18 protein-coding genes are annotated in these 17,842 nt (G+C 48.9%); 13 read left to right on the plus strand and 5 right to left on the minus strand.

The genetic code is table 11. From position 1 onward, the window contains the following. Window positions 1-47 precede the first annotated feature (47 nt). The gene (locus BR62_RS0117455; RefSeq protein WP_003152313.1) at window positions 48-1,685 is read left to right on the plus strand and encodes a putative polysaccharide biosynthesis protein; all 1,638 of its coding nucleotides are present in this window, start codon (window positions 48-50) and stop codon (window positions 1,683-1,685) included. 56 nt (window positions 1,686-1,741) lie between these two features. Beyond that, complete coding sequence (locus BR62_RS0117460; RefSeq protein WP_007408795.1) at window positions 1,742-2,461, plus strand: pseudouridine synthase; 720 nt, start codon at window positions 1,742-1,744, stop codon at window positions 2,459-2,461. A 127-nt stretch (window positions 2,462-2,588) separates the two neighbouring features. Here the strand turns inward: BR62_RS0117460 and BR62_RS0117465 are convergent, their stop codons facing one another. Then, on the minus strand, window positions 2,589-2,810 hold the full coding sequence (locus BR62_RS0117465) for a DeoR family transcriptional regulator (RefSeq protein WP_003152337.1): 222 nt from the start codon (window positions 2,808-2,810) through the stop codon (window positions 2,589-2,591). 280 nt (window positions 2,811-3,090) lie between these two features. Here BR62_RS0117465 and BR62_RS0117470 point away from each other — a divergent pair, with 280 nt between their 5' ends. Both BR62_RS0117470 and BR62_RS0117475 read left to right on the plus strand, forming a co-directional pair. Beyond that, window positions 3,091-3,795: an ABC transporter ATP-binding protein gene (locus BR62_RS0117470; protein ID WP_007408794.1), complete on the plus strand. Its 705-nt coding sequence runs from the start codon at window positions 3,091-3,093 to the stop codon at window positions 3,793-3,795. Further along, on the plus strand, window positions 3,792-4,952 hold the full coding sequence (locus tag BR62_RS0117475; protein ID WP_032871668.1) for an ABC transporter permease: 1,161 nt from the start codon (window positions 3,792-3,794) through the stop codon (window positions 4,950-4,952). Before BR62_RS0117470 ends, BR62_RS0117475 begins: the two co-directional genes overlap by 4 nt. A gap of 33 nt (window positions 4,953-4,985) precedes the next feature. Here the strand turns inward: BR62_RS0117475 and BR62_RS0117480 are convergent, their stop codons facing one another. After that, window positions 4,986-6,290: an NCS2 family permease gene (locus tag BR62_RS0117480; RefSeq protein ID WP_032868326.1), complete on the minus strand. Its 1,305-nt coding sequence runs from the start codon at window positions 6,288-6,290 to the stop codon at window positions 4,986-4,988. A gap of 95 nt (window positions 6,291-6,385) precedes the next feature. On the opposite strand from BR62_RS0117480, the gene pepV reads away from it, so the two are divergent. Continuing rightward, entirely contained in the window at window positions 6,386-7,777 is a 1,392-nt protein-coding gene (pepV, locus tag BR62_RS0117485) for a dipeptidase PepV (protein ID WP_032871669.1), read from the plus strand. 37 nt (window positions 7,778-7,814) lie between these two features. On the opposite strand, the gene cysK is transcribed toward pepV, so the two are convergent. After that, window positions 7,815-8,786: a cysteine synthase A gene (cysK, locus tag BR62_RS0117490; RefSeq protein WP_020954278.1), complete on the minus strand. Its 972-nt coding sequence runs from the start codon at window positions 8,784-8,786 to the stop codon at window positions 7,815-7,817. An 89-nt stretch (window positions 8,787-8,875) separates the two neighbouring features. Here cysK and thpR point away from each other — a divergent pair, with 89 nt between their 5' ends. The 4 genes from thpR (at window position 8,876) to BR62_RS0117510 (ending at window position 12,436) form a co-directional block, all read left to right on the plus strand. Beyond that, the gene (gene thpR, locus BR62_RS0117495; RefSeq protein WP_012118221.1) at window positions 8,876-9,427 is read left to right on the plus strand and encodes an RNA 2',3'-cyclic phosphodiesterase; all 552 of its coding nucleotides are present in this window, start codon (window positions 8,876-8,878) and stop codon (window positions 9,425-9,427) included. Between the two features lie 26 nt (window positions 9,428-9,453). Next, on the plus strand, window positions 9,454-10,386 hold the full coding sequence (locus BR62_RS0117500; protein ID WP_032871670.1) for a hypothetical protein: 933 nt from the start codon (window positions 9,454-9,456) through the stop codon (window positions 10,384-10,386). Between the two features lie 52 nt (window positions 10,387-10,438). Beyond that, on the plus strand, window positions 10,439-11,368 hold the full coding sequence (locus BR62_RS0117505) for a YegS/Rv2252/BmrU family lipid kinase (protein WP_032871672.1): 930 nt from the start codon (window positions 10,439-10,441) through the stop codon (window positions 11,366-11,368). Window positions 11,369-11,638: 270 nt separating this feature from the next. Next, entirely contained in the window at window positions 11,639-12,436 is a 798-nt protein-coding gene (locus BR62_RS0117510) for a phosphotransferase family protein (RefSeq protein ID WP_003152355.1), read from the plus strand. Here BR62_RS0117510 and BR62_RS0117515 read toward each other — a convergent pair whose 3' ends face one another. Further along, window positions 12,437-12,715 carry a YtzH-like family protein gene (locus BR62_RS0117515; RefSeq protein ID WP_003152357.1) on the minus strand — a complete coding sequence of 93 codons (279 nt, stop codon included), beginning with the start codon at window positions 12,713-12,715 and terminating at the stop codon, window positions 12,437-12,439. It lies immediately after the preceding gene. Window positions 12,716-12,900: 185 nt separating this feature from the next. Here BR62_RS0117515 and trmB point away from each other — a divergent pair, with 185 nt between their 5' ends. The 3 genes from trmB to BR62_RS0117530 all read left to right on the plus strand — a co-directional run bounded on the left by trmB (window position 12,901) and on the right by BR62_RS0117530 (window position 16,234). Further along, a complete protein-coding gene (gene trmB, locus BR62_RS0117520) occupies window positions 12,901-13,554 on the plus strand; it encodes a tRNA (guanosine(46)-N7)-methyltransferase TrmB (protein ID WP_020956224.1) in 654 nt (217 codons plus the stop codon). Between the two features lie 58 nt (window positions 13,555-13,612). Next, a complete protein-coding gene (locus BR62_RS0117525; RefSeq protein ID WP_032871673.1) occupies window positions 13,613-14,458 on the plus strand; it encodes a YtnP family quorum-quenching lactonase in 846 nt (281 codons plus the stop codon). Window positions 14,459-14,536: 78 nt separating this feature from the next. Continuing rightward, window positions 14,537-16,234 (plus strand): NAD-dependent malic enzyme, encoded by a 1,698-nt coding sequence (locus tag BR62_RS0117530; protein ID WP_032871674.1) that lies wholly within the window; start codon window positions 14,537-14,539, stop codon window positions 16,232-16,234. A 55-nt stretch (window positions 16,235-16,289) separates the two neighbouring features. Here the strand turns inward: BR62_RS0117530 and BR62_RS0117535 are convergent, their stop codons facing one another. Beyond that, on the minus strand, window positions 16,290-16,607 hold the full coding sequence (locus BR62_RS0117535; protein ID WP_003152366.1) for a PepSY domain-containing protein: 318 nt from the start codon (window positions 16,605-16,607) through the stop codon (window positions 16,290-16,292). 158 nt (window positions 16,608-16,765) lie between these two features. On the opposite strand from BR62_RS0117535, the gene BR62_RS0117540 reads away from it, so the two are divergent. Continuing rightward, window positions 16,766-17,839, plus strand: a complete 1,074-nt coding sequence (locus BR62_RS0117540) for a M42 family metallopeptidase (RefSeq protein WP_003152370.1) — start codon at window positions 16,766-16,768, stop codon at window positions 17,837-17,839. Window positions 17,840-17,842: the final 3 nt, after the last annotated feature.

Consider the following 17,842-nt stretch of genomic DNA (forward strand, 5'->3'; position numbering starts at 1 on the left):
TTAAAATAGAAAAGTTGAATCTTCGTAGAAAATGGTGATGAGGAAACATGTCAAGCAAATTGTTAAGGGGCACGTTCGTGCTGACGCTCGGCACCTATATATCGCGGATTTTAGGGATGATTTATCTGATCCCGTTCGGAGCGATGGTCGGAGCGACGGGCGGAGCTTTGTTTCAATACGGATATAATCAATATACACTGTTTTTAAACATTGCCACGATGGGATTTCCCGCCGCGGTTTCAAAATTTGTCTCGAAATATAACTCCAAAGGAGACTATGAGACGAGCAGGCGGATGCTGAGAGCGGGAATGTCGGTTATGCTCGTAACCGGGATGATCGCTTTTTCAATTCTTTATATTTCGGCGCCGTTTTTTGCGGAAACATCTCTCGGCGGCACGAGTAACAACGGACTTACGATTGACCACGTCGTTTATGTTATCCGGATGGTCAGTCTGGCACTTTTGGTCGTGCCGATTATGAGTCTTGTGCGCGGTTTTTTCCAAGGTCATCAGATGATGGGGCCGACAGCCGTTTCACAGGTTGTGGAGCAGCTTGCCCGGATCATCTTTTTATTGGGCGCCACGTATTTGATTTTAAGAGTGATCAACGGCGGCCTTGTCATCGCAGTCGGATACGCGACTTTCGCGGCGCTGATCGGATCATTCGGAGGGCTTGTCGTTCTTTATATTTACTGGAATAAGCGGAAGGGCGATCTTCTGGCGATGAAGCCGAATCTCGTCCCGTCTGCGAACTTAAGTTATAAAAAAATGTTCATTGAGCTTTTCAGTTATGCCGCTCCTTACGTATTTGTCGGACTGGCGATTCCTTTGTATTCTTATATCGATACGAATACGTTTAATAAAGCGATGATTGCGGCAGGCCATAAGGATATCAGCCAGGACATGCTTGCGATTGTCACTCTTTATGTGCCGAAGCTTGTCATGATCCCGGTTTCTCTGGCGACCGCTTTCGGTCTGACGCTGATTCCGACGATTACTGAATCGTTTACGAGCAGGAATTATAAGCTTTTGAACCAGCAGATTAACCAGACGATGCAAATCATTCTGTTTTTGGTTATTCCCGCCGTTGTCGGGATGTCCGTGTTATCGGGTCCGGCCTATACGTTCTTCTACGGCTCTGAAAGTCTTCGCCCGGATATCGGACAGGATATATTGTTCTGGTACGCGCCTGTCGCGATTCTGTTTTCTCTGTTTACCGTAAACGCCGCGATCCTGCAAGGGATTAATAAGCAGAAATTTGCTGTCGTGAGCCTTTTCATCGGCGTCATTATAAAAGTGGTGCTGAACGTGCCGCTGATCAAGCTGTTTCAGGGAGACGGGGCCATCTTGGCAACGGCGCTCGGTTATATCGCTTCTCTTCTGTACGGTTTTATTATGATTAAGCGCCATGCGGGCTATTCGTATACGGTACTTATAAAACGGGTCATTTTAATCGCAGTCCTGTCCGTCGTGATGGGAGTCGCGGTCAAGCTGACTCAATGGCTGCTCAGTTTCTTTGTAACATACCAAAGCGGCCAGGTGCATGCGGCGATTGTCGTCTTTGTCTGCGCCGCTGTCGGCGGTGCGGTGTACATGTTTGCCGCGTACCGAATCGGATTTTTACAGAAAATGTTTGGAAACCGTCTGCCCCGCGTTTTGAGGAGAGGCAGGCATTCCGCCCATTGAGAAATAATGAATAGTCCGCTTATCGCGGGCTTTTCTTTTTAAAGGAGAGGATCAGGATGAGACTTGATAAGCTGCTTGCCAACAGCGGATTCGGCTCAAGAAAAGATGTGAAAAAAATCGTCAAGGCCGGGGCTGTCATGATTGACGGAGAGCCGGCGAAAGATGTGAAAACCCATGTCGATCCGGAAAAACAGGACATCACGGTATACGGAGAGCCGGCAGACTATCGTGAATTTATTTATGTCATGATGAATAAGCCGCAAGGAGTCCTGTCCGCTACCGAAGACAGCCGCCAGCAAACGGTGGTTGATCTGCTGACGCCTGAAGAACAGCGATTTGAACCGTTTCCGGCGGGACGTCTTGATAAGGATACGGAAGGCTTTTTGCTTCTGACCAATGACGGGCAGCTCGCTCATCGCCTGCTTTCTCCGAAAAAGCATGTGCCCAAAACATATGAGGTCCGGTTAACCTCGCCTCTGTCACCGGAAGACATCGTTCATCTGGAAAGAGGCGTCGTCATTGAAGGAGGCTATAAGACGAAGCCGGCAGCCGTTGAAATCATTACAGAAAGCCCGGATGAAACGGTGATTCACTTGACCATTACAGAAGGCAAATATCATCAGGTGAAGCTGATGGCAAAGGCTGTCGGAAATGAAGTGGCTTATTTGAAGCGGCTTTCGATGGGGGCTGTTTCTCTTGACCCGGATCTTAAACCGGGAGAATTCCGCGAGCTGACTGAAGAGGAGCTCGAAACGCTGAGAGGCGCTGAAGTGTAATCGATATCAGAAAAGCCCAAAACAGATTTGTTTTGGGCTTTTTATATAGAGGAACAAAAAACAAGGCAAAGACGCTGCTTTGCCTTGCAGCATGTCAGGCCGAAAAGGGCCTTATGTAATTGTTCGCTTAAGATGTAATTTTCACTTTTTTTCGTGTTGTCTCCCACTTGCCTCGGCTAGGACTATGAACAAGATCATTGTATGCTAACACATTTAAGTCTCGCTGAATGGTTCTAGGTGTAATGCCGAATTCATCAACCAGTTCCTGTGTTGTCACAAGGCCTTTTTCCTGGATGAACATGTAAACTGATTTAATCCGAGTCAGCATACGATTTGTTGAAGGTTTCAAAAAACCACTCCCTATCATAAGATCGGATGGACTTGATATACCACAACTTTCGACTCTAAAACTTCGTACGAATAAGCAACAAAGGATGACATTCTGTTTTTTCTCTTTTAACTGCCTCCATTATACACGATATGGACAACATGAATCTAGGAATAAGCGCAGATAATTTTTTCCAAATGGGTGCCGCCTTGGTGCATTACTATGCCCGGTCCGCTTTTATTATTATGGAAACTGAAACTTTTTTTATACATGTCCGTATGAAAACGGGGGAGTGAGAAGTTTGGGAGAATTATTGAATGCAAACATTGTCTGCGCCGGTTATGCTGACAGGCCGAAGGTGATTTCTGATGTATCTCTGTCAGTCAATGCTGGTGAAATTGCCGGTTTAATCGGAGCGAACGGCGCGGGGAAAAGTACAGTGATAAAGGCGGTTCTCGGGCTTTCCCGGGATATAGAAGGCGGTATTGAGTGGAATGATTCATCTTATGCTTACATACCGGAGCGTCCGAGTTTTTACGATGAACTGACGCTTTGGGAGCATCTCGAGCTGACCGGGTCATTGCGGGGCATGGAAGGGGAAGAATGCCGTGAGCGTGCAGGGCGGCTGCTTGAAGAGTTTTCGCTGACGTCTGTAAAACATGATTTGCCTTCCGGTTTTTCAAAAGGGATGCAGCAAAAATTGATGCTCATACAGGCATTTTTGGCGAAGCCGGATATTTACATCATTGATGAGCCTTTTATCGGACTTGATCCGATCTCAACGAAGCTGTTTACCGACATGCTGATTGCTGAGAAAGAAAGGGGCGCGGGGATTTTGATGTGCACTCATGTTCTGGATACGGCGGAAAAAATCTGCGACCGGTTTTATTTGCTGGATCAGGGCGCTCTGCTTCTTCAAGGCACGTTAGAGGAGCTTCAGGAAAAAACGGGGAGCCGTTCACTGCTGGATTGCTTTTATTCAGCGGTTCGGAGCAGTCAGCGATGACCGGGCGGGCTTTGTTTTTTCAAAGGCTGTTTCATTATTGGCGGTATCAATGGAAGGTGTTTCAGACGGTCATTGATTGGACGGTCGCGCTGTATATCGTTCTTCCCGCTGCCGCATTTGCCGTTTATCAATATGCTGAATGGCTGAACGGCAGGGGGCTTCTTAATGGAGCGGCAGGAGTATTAGGATGGGGCTGGCTGTATGTATTCAGTGCCCTGCTATTGTGCACGGGTTTTATTCATACCTTTTTGCTGGAAGCGGATCACGTATTTTTGGTGCATGCAAAACATCTGATGCAAAAGCTGAAACGGTACGCGCTTTTGTATTCGATGTTCCTTTCCCTTATCAAATGGGGTGCGCTTGCCGTATTGTTATTTCCCTTATGGCGCCAATACGGTGACTGTACCTTACCGGCATATTCGGGTATGTTTTGCTGTCTGTTCGGCTTCCATACCGCAATATTAGCGGTGCACCGGCACAGAAAAAACAGCAGGCGGACATTCGGGAATCAGGCGGCGGGCTGGCTGAAAGTGATGGTTCTGATGGCGGGTGCGTTTTTTATGATCGTCTTTGCCGCCGAATGGTATTGGCTTTGGCCGGCGGGATGTATATTGTTCATCTGTTCCGCTCTTTTGACTTGGAAAGGATCGGAGACATTATCAGCCTTTGAGGAAGAAGTGTTTGAGGAGAACAGGCGCAAGCTTTCATTCGCCGCCTCTGTTTTGATGCTCAGCCATGATGTGCAGCTCCCGAATGGTAAACATAAAGGGCGGAGCAAGCCGTTTTTATATCCCGGCTCAAAGCACATCTTTACAAAACGGTCGGCGTATACGGCGTGGAAAGAATTGTTCTTTAAAGTGCTGATTCGAAACGGCGGGTATCTCCGGCAGCTTTACCTTTTAACCGCGACTTTTACGGCTCTTATTCTCGTTCTTCCGCTCTTAGTGAAGCCGGCAGTCCTCATTTTGTTTGCGATCGTCAGCCGCTATGCCGCGTCACTTTTATTTGACCGGATCACGGATAAACCGGTTTTAAGCGGTATCAAGAGAGACAGTGATGACTATTTCAGGGCGCGAAACAGCGCATTAACCGTCATTCAAATCATCTGTTCCGCCTGGTGTCTCATTGCCGCGATTCTTTCCGTTCTTTATATGTGAAAATCCCTTTCCGAAAAAGGAAAGGGATTTTTCTTAATGTCCGTTCAAAATAAAAAGCTGAATAAAAAACAGCACGGCGAAGATGATGACTAAAGGATGGATTTCGCGCCATTTTTTCTTAGCTACTTTAACAAGCGGATATGAAATGAAGCCGAGTGCGATTCCGGTTGAAATACTGGACGTTAGAGGCATCGCCAAAATGACGAGAAAGGCCGGGAACGCTTCATCAAGCTCATTCCAGCGGATATTCGATACCGCACCCATCATCAGGCTGCCGACAATAATCAGAGCCGGTGACGTAATCGCGGACACTTCCGATAAGACGCTGACAAGCGGGCTGAAAAACATGGAAACGGCAAACATAACGGCAATCGTCAGCGCCGTCAGACCCGTTCTTCCGCCGGCCGCCACACCTGCTGAAGATTCAACGAACGCGGTCGTCGGGCTGGTGCCGAAGATGCTTCCCACCGTTGTAGCGGTCGAATCAGCCAAAAGCGCTCTTCTGGCATTCGGCAGCTGATTGTTTTTGATCAGTCCCGCTTGTTCGGCGACACCGATCATGGTGCCGGTCGTGTCAAAAATCGTAACGAGAAGAAAAGAAAACACAACAGCGTACAGACCGTGATGCACGACATCCCCGAGGGCTCCGAACGGATTTGTGATTAAAAGCCCCTCCGGCAGGCGCGGGAAGGACATGAATCCTTTCGTGAAATGAATCTGACCGGTCAAAAAGGCAATGATAGCGGTCAGCGCCATGCCGATGAACAGAGCCCCGTTAACATTCAGCACCATCAGTACAATACTGATGATAAGCCCGATAAGCGTTAAAATGACGGCGGGCGAATGAAGATCGCCGAGTGCGACCAGATTAGATTTATCAGCCGTGATGATTCCGGATTGGCGTAAGCCGATAAAAGCGATAAATAAGCCGATGCCGGTCGTAATTCCGTATTTTAAATTGTCCGGAATCGCTTCTATAAGTTGTTTTCTTAAAGGCGTTAACGATAAAATAATAAAGATGACTCCCGCGATAAAAACGGCGCTGAAAGCCGTCTGATACGTAATGCCGCTGCCTGTGCCGACAACGTGAAAGGCGAGATACGCGTTTAAGCCCATGCCGGGGGCAATGGCGATCGGAAAATTCGCAGCGAGAGCCATCCATAAAGTTCCGACAATGGAAGCGATAATCGTCGCGGTGAACACCTGGTCAAACGGAATTCCCGCATTGGAAAGGATCACCGGATTGACGACAATGATATACACCATTGTGAAAAAGGTGGTCAATCCCGCGGTAATTTCTCTTTTTATTGTCGTTTGATGCTTGTCGAGATGAAACATAAGTACCTCCAATGACGAACATTTTTTCAAAACATCATCTATATTATTCGTTTTATCGACATTTTGCAAGTCTTTATCAAGAAAGGGGATTTGTGATGAACTGGGAAGTTGAAGTCATCAGAAACAAAGAAGATCTGATCCGTGACACGCAGAAGTTTTTGCAGATCAACAGCGTAATGGACGAATCAACAGCGGGTCCCGGCCGGCCGTTTGGAGAAGGCGTCAATGCCAGCCTGACGTCACTGCTGGAATTCGGTGAAAAAGAAGGCTTCACCGTAAAGAATCTTGACGGCTATGCGGGCCATATTGAATGGGGAACGGGTGACGAAATCGTCGGCGTTCTGTGCCACGTCGATGTCGTTCCGCCCGGAGACGGCTGGACGAGCGATCCGTTTTCAGCCGATATCAGGGACGGCCGGATATATGCCAGAGGCGCCATAGATGATAAAGGGCCGACAATGGCGGCGTTTTATGCGCTGAAAATCGTCAAAGACATGCAGCTCCCTTTATCCAAACGCGTGAGAATCATCATCGGAACGGATGAAGAAAGTGATTGGAGATGTGTGGATCACTACTTCAAACACGAAAAAATGCCTGACATCGGCTTTGCTCCTGACGCAGATTTTCCGATCATTAACGCGGAAAAAGGAATTATAGATGCGTCACTGCGCATTGCAAAAAGCGCTTCTGACAAAGACGCAAAAAACGGGCTTCTGTCATTCCGTTCAGGACTGCGCTTGAACATGGTGCCGGATGCGGCTGAAGCGGTTATTGAAGGGGACGGTCTTGATGCCGTGCACGCATATTTCAGCAAATGGCTTGAGCAGTCAAAAACACAGGGTGAAGCAGTTTCGGAAAATGGAAAACTGACGCTTCGGGTATACGGAAAATCATGCCACGCGATGGAACCGGATAATGGTGTCAATGCCGGCTTAAAGCTTGCTGAATGCCTTAACGGAACAGAGCTGGATGAAGCCGGAAAGCACTTTGTCAAAACCGTCAGTGACTATTTTTTAAATGATACACGAGGCAAAAAACTGAAAATTGATTGCAGGGATGACATCAGCGGAGAGCTTACATTGAATGTCGGCACCTTTACATACAGAAAGGGTGAGGAAGGAGAACTCGGCATCAACATCCGTTATCCCGTCACTTCAGACAGCAAAGTCATCCGTGATGCTTTTACGTCTGCTGAAGAATTCCGGCTTGAAGAATTTAAAGACAGCAAACCGCACCACGTTTCTGCCGATCATCCGCTCGTAAAGACGCTTCAAAAGGTTTACGAAGGACAGACGGGAAAGAAAGCGGATCTGATTTCAATCGGCGGAGGAACGTATGCGAGATCCCTTTCGGCGGGCGTCGCGTTCGGGCCGCTGTTCCCCGGCCGGCCTGACAGCGCGCATCAAAAGGATGAGTACATTGAAATCGATGACCTTCTCCGGTCAACCGCTTTATACGCCGAAGCCATTTATGAGCTTGCCAAGTGATAATAAAAAGGGACGCCGAAAGCGGCATCCCTTTTTATCATTCAAATGACCATAAATCCGTTGATAAATAACGTTCTCCCGTATCGGCCGTCATACAGATGACGATCTGTTCGGAAGGGAGGCGTTTTGCGGTTTCAATGGCGGCGAAGCAGGCGGCGCCTGAAGACGGGCCGACGAGTATACCTTCTTCCCGGGCCAGACGGCGTGTTGTCGTATACGCATCTTCATCAGATATTTTCATGATTTCATCGTAAACGTCCTGATTCAGTATGCCGGGAATAAACCCGGGGCTTGTCCCGACAAGCTTATGAGCGCCGGGTTTTCCGCCAGACAGGACGGGAGATCCCGCAGGCTCGGCGACATGAACAATCATATCCGGGAAAAGCTCCTTCAGCGTTTCTCCGGTTCCGGTAATGGTTCCGCCCGTTCCCGCCGTTGCCACAAAAGCACCGAGCGGTCTGTTGAGCTGCTGAACGGCCTGATAGATTTCAATGGCGGTCGTTTTTCGGTGGGCATCTGGATTTGCGCCGTTATCGAATTGCATCGGGATAAAACTTCCCGGAATCTGTTCGGCGAGTTCTTTCGCTTTTTTGATGCTGCCGGGCATTCTTTCCGCCCCCGGTGTTAACACAACCTCCGCGCCGTACGCTTTCAGGAGGTTGATGCGTTCTTTCGTCATCGTGTCAGGCATGACGAGGATTGCCTTGTAGCCGCGCGCCGCCGCGTTCATCGCCAGGCCGATGCCTGTGTTGCCGCTTGTCGGTTCGATGATGACAGAGCCGGGTTTTAAATGCCCGCTGTTTTCCGCCTCAATGATCATATTGTAAGCCGCTCTGTCTTTGACACTGCCGCTCGGGTTAAACGATTCTAATTTTAAATAGACCTGTGCTGCATGTTCTGGCTGAAGGCGATTGAGCTTTACGATCGGTGTGCCGCCGATCAGCTCCGCCGTGCTGTTTACGATTTTCAAGGCCGGCTCATTCCTTTCTGTATAAAACGTTCGGTACATAATATCCTATCATAATGAGCGGACAGGGTTCTCCTCTCCGCTTATCCGTTTTATAATAACACCATAACCAAAGAGGGGGAGATCCTCGTATGAAAGCTTCATTGCCGCATTATTTTATCGGCATTCCGATTCCGGCTGACATTGCTGAACCGATTTGGGAAGCAGCCAAAAAAGAGCCGGCGTTATCATTCAAAAAATGGGTGCACCCGCATGACTATCATATTACACTCATTTTTCTCGGAGCCGCGGATGAAGAACGGCTTGCGAAATTATCGTCTCTGCTCGCAGATGCTGCGTCGGCAGCGCAGCCGTTTACCGTACAGTTTCAGCATCTGGATATTTTCGGCGACCGCAGACAGCCGAGAGTGCTTCACCTTGAGCCCGAACGGAATGAACTGCTCTTTGATTTGCGGGAAAAAACAAAACAGGCTGTTTTGAAAGCCGGTTTTCAAGTGGAAAAACGCCCGTATCATCCTCATATGACGATGGCGCGGAAGTGGGCGGGAGACCGGCCGTTTCCTGACGATGTGCCGTTTGAAAGCGGCAGGGTGCAAAGTGCCGTCAGCCGGTTTTCCCTGTTTCAGACCCATCTTGACCGGTCGCCTAAATACGAAGAAATCGCACAGTTTCAATTGACATAAACAAATATTCGGAGTGGAGAAATCACATGGCACAGATCATCAAAATTCACGACTGCATATCCAGATATGAACTTGATCCATATCATTATATGAACCAGTTTATCCGGCTGAAGAAAGAACGCTTTGAGGCGCTTCTTGAAGCGTTTGACCGGAAGACGGAAGAAAAAGAAACGAAAACGGCTGCCGGCGGGGAAACCGATCAAGCGCCGGCCAGGAAAAAATTTTCCTTAAAAAAGAGAAAAGAAGAAAATACGGCCGATATAAATGAAAAGAGGCACCAATGGTTTGATGAGCCGGAGGGAGAAGAGGCGCTGTTCGGGAATCTCCCGTCTCGAAAGTCTGAGCTCGCGCCTTTTTTCAAAGATCAGCTGTATGACTTTCAATTAAAATGGGCGAGCTCCACGCTTTCTCAAAAGTCTGAGCTTTCACAGGCGGTCAAAAGGGACGGGATGTTAAAAATGCTGGCTCAAAAGCTGCCCGATTCCTATTTTGTGATGTATCATCCGGTTCTGCAAATTCAGCAGGCGTCCGTTGAACTGAGCATGATCATCATCTCGCCGCTGGAGATTTTCTGCGCTGCTTTTATGGAAGCGGAAGAGGACAGCGTATATATCGGATCAAAACACCGTTTTTGGGAAGAAAGGGGCTCCGGCAGCACGCGTCAAGTATTGAATCCGTCTCTCAGCCTGCACCGGACGGGCTCGGTCGTTTCGCAAATCGTAAAAGAAAAGCAGGCCGACATTCCCGTGCGGAAGCTTTTGCTCAGCAGAACGTCTTATATTGATTACCCGGAGCCGCCGTACGGGATGGAAATAGCTGACAAACGGACTGCCGCGGAGTGGCTGGAAAAGCAGCAGAAAAATACGGCGCCGATCAAGCACCACCAGCTGAAGGCGGCGAAGGCTCTTTTGTCTTACGGCTTAAGCGATTCAAGCCGGAGACAGGAATGGCTTGATTAAAACGGACGTTTGCCGGCTGTCTCTTCATCTATGAAGCAGGTGAAAACAAACGATGAGTCAATGGTTTTTTATTATTAATCCGGTCTCGGGAGGCGGGCGGGGCCGGCGTGTCTGGAAATCAGTTCAAAAAGAGCTGACCAGGCGCGGGGTCAGCCACCGCTCTTTTTTGACCGGGCATCCCGGACATGCGGAGGTGCTGGCGAGGCAGATTTCAATGATGCAGGATCATAAGCTTAAGCGGCTGTTCGTCATCGGCGGTGACGGGACGATGCATGAAGTCATTAACGGACTGAAAGGAACGGATCAGATTGAGCTGACCTTTGTGCCCGCCGGTTCGTACAATGACTTTTCCAAAGGGCTCGGTATTAAGAAGTCGGCGCTTCTCCAAGAAATCAAAAGTCTGCACCGCCCGCTGACACGGAAATTTTTTGCGGGAAACATCAACTTTTTTCATGACAAAGCGCAATCACTTTATTTTATTAACCACCTGTCTGTCGGCTTCGATGCCTCAGTTTTGAAGGCAGCCGCGAATTTTCCGTTATCGCGCGTTCTTCGGTTTTTGGGTCTCGGCTTTGTGATTTACCCGCTCGCGCATTTACATACGGCCTCGGGGTTTCAGCCGTTCAGATTTGTTTGCACGGCAGACGGCCAGAGGCGAGAATTCCGCAATGTCTGGTTTGTCATTGCGGCTAATCACCCTTATTACGGAGGCGGCATGAAAGCGGCGCCTTCAGCAAATCCCCGTCAAAACCATTTTGATATTGTCATCGCAGAAAACCTGTCCTTTTTCTCGCTGTATCGTTTTTTATGGGCGATGAGCTTCGGCCGGCATATCAAAATGGATGGAGTGACGATGATAAAGGGGAAGGAATTCGTTTTTGAAACAGATGGGAAAATTCCGTTTCACGCTGACGGCGAGCTGATCGGAACGACGCCGTTTCGGCTTATGCCGGGCGGTACGCCGTTGAAAATAAAAACATAATAAACAAATGAAACCCGTCAAATGTTTCACGGCAAAGAGCGGTTCGCGGCATAAATCTTCAGAATTCACAGGTGTTCTTGCTAGTTTTGCTTGACGAAGTTTGTGCTGTAGCGCTAAAATTTATAGGACGGCTATTGATTAGCATATGAGACTCTCAATAGCTGTCTTTTTTATTCTCATGAAATTGTTTATGACAGGCCGCTCCGCCAATAGAGAAAGGCTGGAGGCCTATTCTAAAATATTTTAAGAAATGATGGGTTGAACATTGATATGAACTGGTTGGGACAATTACTAGGTAGCGATTGGGAGATCTTCCCCGCCGGAGGAGCTACAGGAGATGCATATTATGCGAAACATAACGGCCAACAGCTTTTTTTAAAACGTAATAGCTCGCCCTTTTTAGCCGTGTTATCCGCCGAAGGCATTGTTCCGAAGCTGGTTTGGACAAAACGGATGGAAAACGGAGACGTCATTACGGCTCAGCATTGGATGGCGGGCAGGGAGCTGAAGGCAAAGGATATGAGCGGACGCCCGGTGGCTGAGCTGCTCCGCAAAATCCACACATCAAAAGCTTTGCTCGACATGCTGAAAAGATTGGGAAAAGAACCGCTTGATCCGGGCGCCCTTTTGTCGCAGCTGAAGCAGGCCGTCTTTGCCGTGCGGCAATTTTCGCCGCTTATTCAGGAAGGCCTTGCTTATTTGGAAGCTCATGTGGATCAGGTGCAATTCGGTGAAAAAGTCGTTTGCCATTGTGATGTGAATCATAATAACTGGCTTCTGTCTGAAGACAACCAGCTGTATTTAATAGATTGGGACGGCGCCATGATAGCTGATCCGGCCATGGATCTCGGCCCTTTATTGTATCATTACGTCGAAGAGCCAGCGTGGGACAGCTGGCTTGGGATGTACGGCATGAAGCTCACGGAAGGGCTTCGGCTGAGGATGGCGTGGTACATGTTATCGGAGACCATCACCTTCATCGCCTGGCACAAATCAAAAGGAAACGACAAAGCGTATCATGATGCCATGGAAGAGCTTCATGCCCTGATGAAGCGGATTGTCAAGTAGTCAGGAGTACGAATCCATCTGCTCCACCCATTGGGACAAATGGTTTTGGTGCTCCTGAATATGCGTGTCGATGGAATCGGCCGTGATGCCGGACTGGCTGTAGCGGTAGACATCCTCGAGCACGTTTTTTATATTTGAATCAAGCCCGGTGTTGGCCATCAGTGATTTGATGACGCGCTCCAGCTGTTCATACTCGGCAACCGTGCCGCAGCAATCCAATTGATGGTCGGCCAATATGTCCTTTAATAACCGGACCTGATGTTCGCTTGTTAAGCCCATGATTCATATACACATCCTTTCTGTGTCATACATTGTGCAAAGCGGTGCGGTTTTATGCATCACATGAGTGTTCCGGACCGGGGAGCCTCTTTTTTTATGCAGCCGGCGCCTTTAAAAGGCGCTTGCGGCTCTTTATGTTTCATGGTATGTTGTTACTCGAAATTATAGATAGAGGTGTCAATCATATGAGAATGCGCCATAAACCTTGGGCGAATGATTTTCTGGCAGAAAACGCTGACATCGCCATCAGTGATCCGGCCCAGTATAAAGGGCGATGGAACACGGTCTTTGGCAATGACAACCCGATCCACATTGAAGTCGGTACGGGAAAAGGGCAGTTCATTTCAGGAATGGCCAAGCAAAATCCGGATATCAACTATATCGGGATTGAGCTGTTTAAAAGCGTCATCGTCACTGCCGTCCAAAAAGTTAAGGACAGCGGGGCTCACAATGTCCGTTTGTTAAATATAGACGCGGAAACACTGAATGACGTATTTGAACGGGGAGAAATCAAGCGCGTATATCTAAACTTTTCTGACCCGTGGCCGAAAAACCGTCACGAAAAGCGCCGTTTAACATTTAAAACGTTCTTGAAAAAATACGAAGAAGTGATGGGCGAAACAGGTGAGATTCATTTTAAAACCGATAACCGCGGTTTATTCGAATACTCTCTGAAAAGCTTTTCCGAATACGGCCTGCTTCTGACGGAAGTCAGCCTTGATCTGCACAACAGCGATCCGAAGGGCAATATTATGACAGAATACGAAGAAAAATTCTCCGCGCTCGGCCAGCCGATTTACCGGGCCGAAGTTGAATGGAGAACAAAAGGCAGACTCTGATGCGGGAGTCTGTTTTTTTATGCCGCCATTTGCTACCATTACATCAGGAGGGATCAAGATGGAGACATTGAATATTGGGAATATTTCATTAACATGGCTGGACGGCGGTGTAACGCATATGGACGGCGGAGCGATGTTCGGCGTTGTTCCGAAACCTTTATGGTCGAGAAAATACCCCGTAAATGACAAAAACCAGATTGAATTAAGAACAGACCCGATTCTGATCAGAAAAAACGGCCTGAATATATTGGTTGACGCGGGTATCGGCCGAGGGAAATTCTCTGATAAACAAAAAAGGAATTACGGCGTAACACAGGAATCCAATCTGAAACAATCTCTTCGTGACCTCGGGCTTTCTTGTGAGGACATTCATATTGCCGCGATGACCCATCTTCATTTTGACCATGCATGCGGCCTGACGGAGTACAGCGGAGAGGAGCTTGTCTCTGTTTTCCCGAATGCCCGCATTATCACTTCTGCAACAGAGTGGCGCGAAATGAGAAACCCTAATATCAGATCGAAAAATACATATTGGAGAGAAAATTGGGAGGCGGTACAAGATCAGGTCGAAACCTTTGAAAACGAGTATCAGCTGACAGAAGGCATTACGATGCACCACACCGGCGGCCACAGCGACGGCCACAGCGTCATCGTCTTAGAAGACGGTGGGGAGGCGGCTGTGCATTTTGCCGACCTGATGCCGACGAATGCGCACAAAAATCCGTTATGGGTGCTGGCCTATGATGATTATCCGATGACCTCTATTCCAGAAAAGCAGAAATGGCAGACGTTCACGGCAGAAAAAGACGCCTGGCTGATTTTCTATCACGACGCGATTTACAGAGCGGTAAAATGGGGAGAAGACGGCGAAGTGGCTGCATCTGTCAAACGGGAGAGAAAATAAGCGGATCGATGATTTACCTGTATGAATTTCGGGAATAAAAGCAAACCTAAGACAAATTGCTTTGAAAGGAAGAGACAGGTGAATCAATTTCAAGTGACCAAAGATGGAGAAATCAAAACAACTCTGCGCGGATTAGAAGTGCTTTCTACGCCTTTTTTAAATAAAGGGGTGGCCTTTACACAGGAGGAAAGAAAGGAACTCGGGCTCGAGGGGTTTCTGCCGCCGAAAGTATTGACAATCGAAGAGCAGGCGAGGCGTGCCTACGAACAATTCAGTTCGCAGCCTGATGAGCTGAGCAAAAATGTGTACTTGACCGCTCTCCATGATCGGAATGAAACGTTATTTTACAGGCTGTTAAATGATCATTTAGGCGAAATGCTGCCGATCGTATATACGCCGACCGTCGGCACTGCGATCCAGCGTTACAGCCATGAGTACAGAAAACCCCGCGGTCTGTATTTGTCAATAGATGACCCTGAAGGAATGCGCGCCGCATTTCAGCAGTTCGGAAAAAATGAAAACATTGACTTAATCGTTGCGACAGATGCCGAGGGCATTCTGGGAATCGGTGACTGGGGCGTCGGCGGCATCGCCATTTCTGTCGGAAAACTTGCGGTGTATACGGCGGCGGCAGGAATTGATCCGTCACGAGTGCTTGCGGTCGTATTGGACGCGGGGACAAATCAGGAAAGCCTCTTAAATGACCCGCTGTATGTCGGAAACCAGCATTCAAGAGTGCGCGGCGAGAAATATGACCGCTTTATTGATGAGTATGTCTCGCTTGCCCGGGAAACATTCCCGAATGCGCTGCTTCATTGGGAGGATTTCGGTACGGCTAACGCCCGCGGCATATTAAAACGGTATAAAGATAAAGTCTGTACGTTTAACGATGACATTCAAGGAACGGGCGCGGTATCGCTTGCAGCTGTTTTAGCGTGTGCAAAAGCATCAAAAGTGCCTTTAAAAGAGCATAAAGTCGTCGTCTTCGGCGCGGGAACGGCCGGTATCGGAATTGCTGAGCAGCTGCGCGAAGCCATGGTGCATGACGGATTAAGCGAAGAAGAATCCTACAGCCATTTTTGGTGTATCGACAGAAACGGATTGTTAACGGATAATATGAAGGACTTGCGTGATTTTCAGGTTCCGTACGCGCGCCCTGCTGATGAAGTGAAAGAGTACGGCCGCAGCGGTGAAGGCGGATCAATTGATCTGGCGGAGACGGTGCGTCAGGCCAAGCCGACGATTCTGATCGGCACATCCACCGTATCAGGCGCATTTACGGAAGAAATCGTCAAAGAAATGGCCTCGCATGTCAAACGGCCCGCTATTTTGCCGATGTCAAACCCGACGACATTATCAGAAGCAAAACCTGAAGATTTGATTAAATGGACGGAAGGCCGCGCGCTTGTCACTACGGGTAGTCCGTTTCCGCCTGTTGCGTATAACGGCGTTACCTACCATATCGGACAGGCGAACAACGCGCTCGTATTCCCGGGACTCGGACTCGGCACGATTGTGACAAAAGCAAGGCTCATTACGGACAATATGTTCGTTGCCTGCGCGAATGCCATCGCCGGTATGGTGGACGTCGGCAAGCCGGGGGCGCCGATGCTTCCAAAAGTGGAGGATCTCAGGACGGTATCGGCAACTGTGGCGGTAGCTGTAGCAAAAGCTGCGATTCAGGACGGTGTAGCGGAAACGGAACCCGAGGATCTGATCCAAGCGGTGCAGGACGCGATGTGGCACCCCGTATATAAACGAATTCGGCCGATGTAACCGAATAAAGCCCAAAACGCTGATGGTTTTGGGCTTTATTTTTTGCTTGTCCGAATTATGAGGCGACAGAATCAATGACATCGACAATCTGGCCTGTTTTTGCATTGACCATAACTTCATATTGCTCCAGTTCGCCGAATGCCGAACGTGTCACGCCGGTCTTGTATACCTGGATGGTTTCTCCGTTTACCTGGTAGGGCTCGGGCTCTGTGTAAATCCATGATCCGTCTATCGGCCCGCGCTGTTTAAAAGCCGCTTTCACGATACGGAGCGCTTTTTCTGAAGAGATATAAGGTTTCATCGCATACTTTTTCACTGCGATGGCAGCGCATAATCCGACTCCTGCACCTAAGAGAAAATGACGTAATTTCAATATGAAGCACCTCCAATTATGTCGTAGTTTTTATTATACAGAAGATGCCAGACGGTGTTAAGTAAAGCGGCGGTTTTACAGCCCATTCAATCTGAGCGCTTGGAAAACGGTTGTTTTTCTAATAAAATAAAAGCATTACATAGAAATGAGGGGAAAATATGAATGAGGAAACGAAAACGCTTTTCCGGACGCTGACGCAGCTTCCCGGCGCACCGGGAAATGAACATCAGGTCCGCTCCTTTATGAAACGGGAGCTTGCGAAATATGCGGATGACATCGTGCAGGACAGACTCGGAAGTGTTTTCGGAGTAAGGCGCGGCGCTGAAGATGCGCCGACCGTTATGGTAGCCGGCCATATGGACGAAGTCGGGTTTATGGTAACGCAGATTACGGATAACGGCATGCTGAGATTTCAGACGCTCGGCGGCTGGTGGAGTCAGGTGCTGCTTGCCCAGCGCGTCGAGGTGCAGACGGATAACGGACCGATTATCGGCGTCATCTCAAGCATCCCGCCCCACATTTTAACGGATGCCCAGCGCGCAAAGCCGATGGAGATCAAAAATATGATGATTGATATCGGTGCCGATGACAGAGAGGACGCGGTCAAAATGGGGATCAGACCGGGACAGCAGGTCGTGCCTGTCTGCCCGTTCACCCCGATGGCCAACGAGAAGAAAATATTGTCCAAAGCGTGGGATAACCGCTACGGCTGCGGGTTAAGCATTGAACTATTAAAAGAGCTGCACGGAAAAGACCTGCCGAACAATCTGTACGCCGGGGCCACCGTTCAGGAGGAAGTCGGCTTGAGAGGGGCGCAGACAGCGGCCAACATGATTCAGCCTGATCTCTTTTTCGCGCTTGATGCCAGCCCGGCAAATGATATGAGCGGCGATAAGGAGCTGTTCGGCCGTCTCGGCGAGGGGGTGCTGCTCCGCATTCTCGACAGAACGACGGTCATGCACCGCGGGATGAGAGAGTTCGTCCTTGATATGGCGGAAACGCACAATATCCCTTATCAATATTTCGCTTCAGGCGGGGGAACGGATGCCGGACGGGTCCACATATCAAACAGCGGGGTTCCGTCTGCCGTCATCGGCATTTGTTCAAGATACATTCATACAAATGCCGCCATCATCCATGTCGATGATTATGCCGCGGCGAAAGAAATGCTCATTAAGCTGGTCATGGCGAGTGACAAACAGACGGTCGAAACGATCAGAGAAAATGTGTAAAAA

It is taken from the genome of Bacillus sp. UNC69MF (assembly GCF_000746035.1).
Taxonomy (GTDB): domain Bacteria; phylum Bacillota; class Bacilli; order Bacillales; family Bacillaceae; genus Bacillus; species Bacillus velezensis.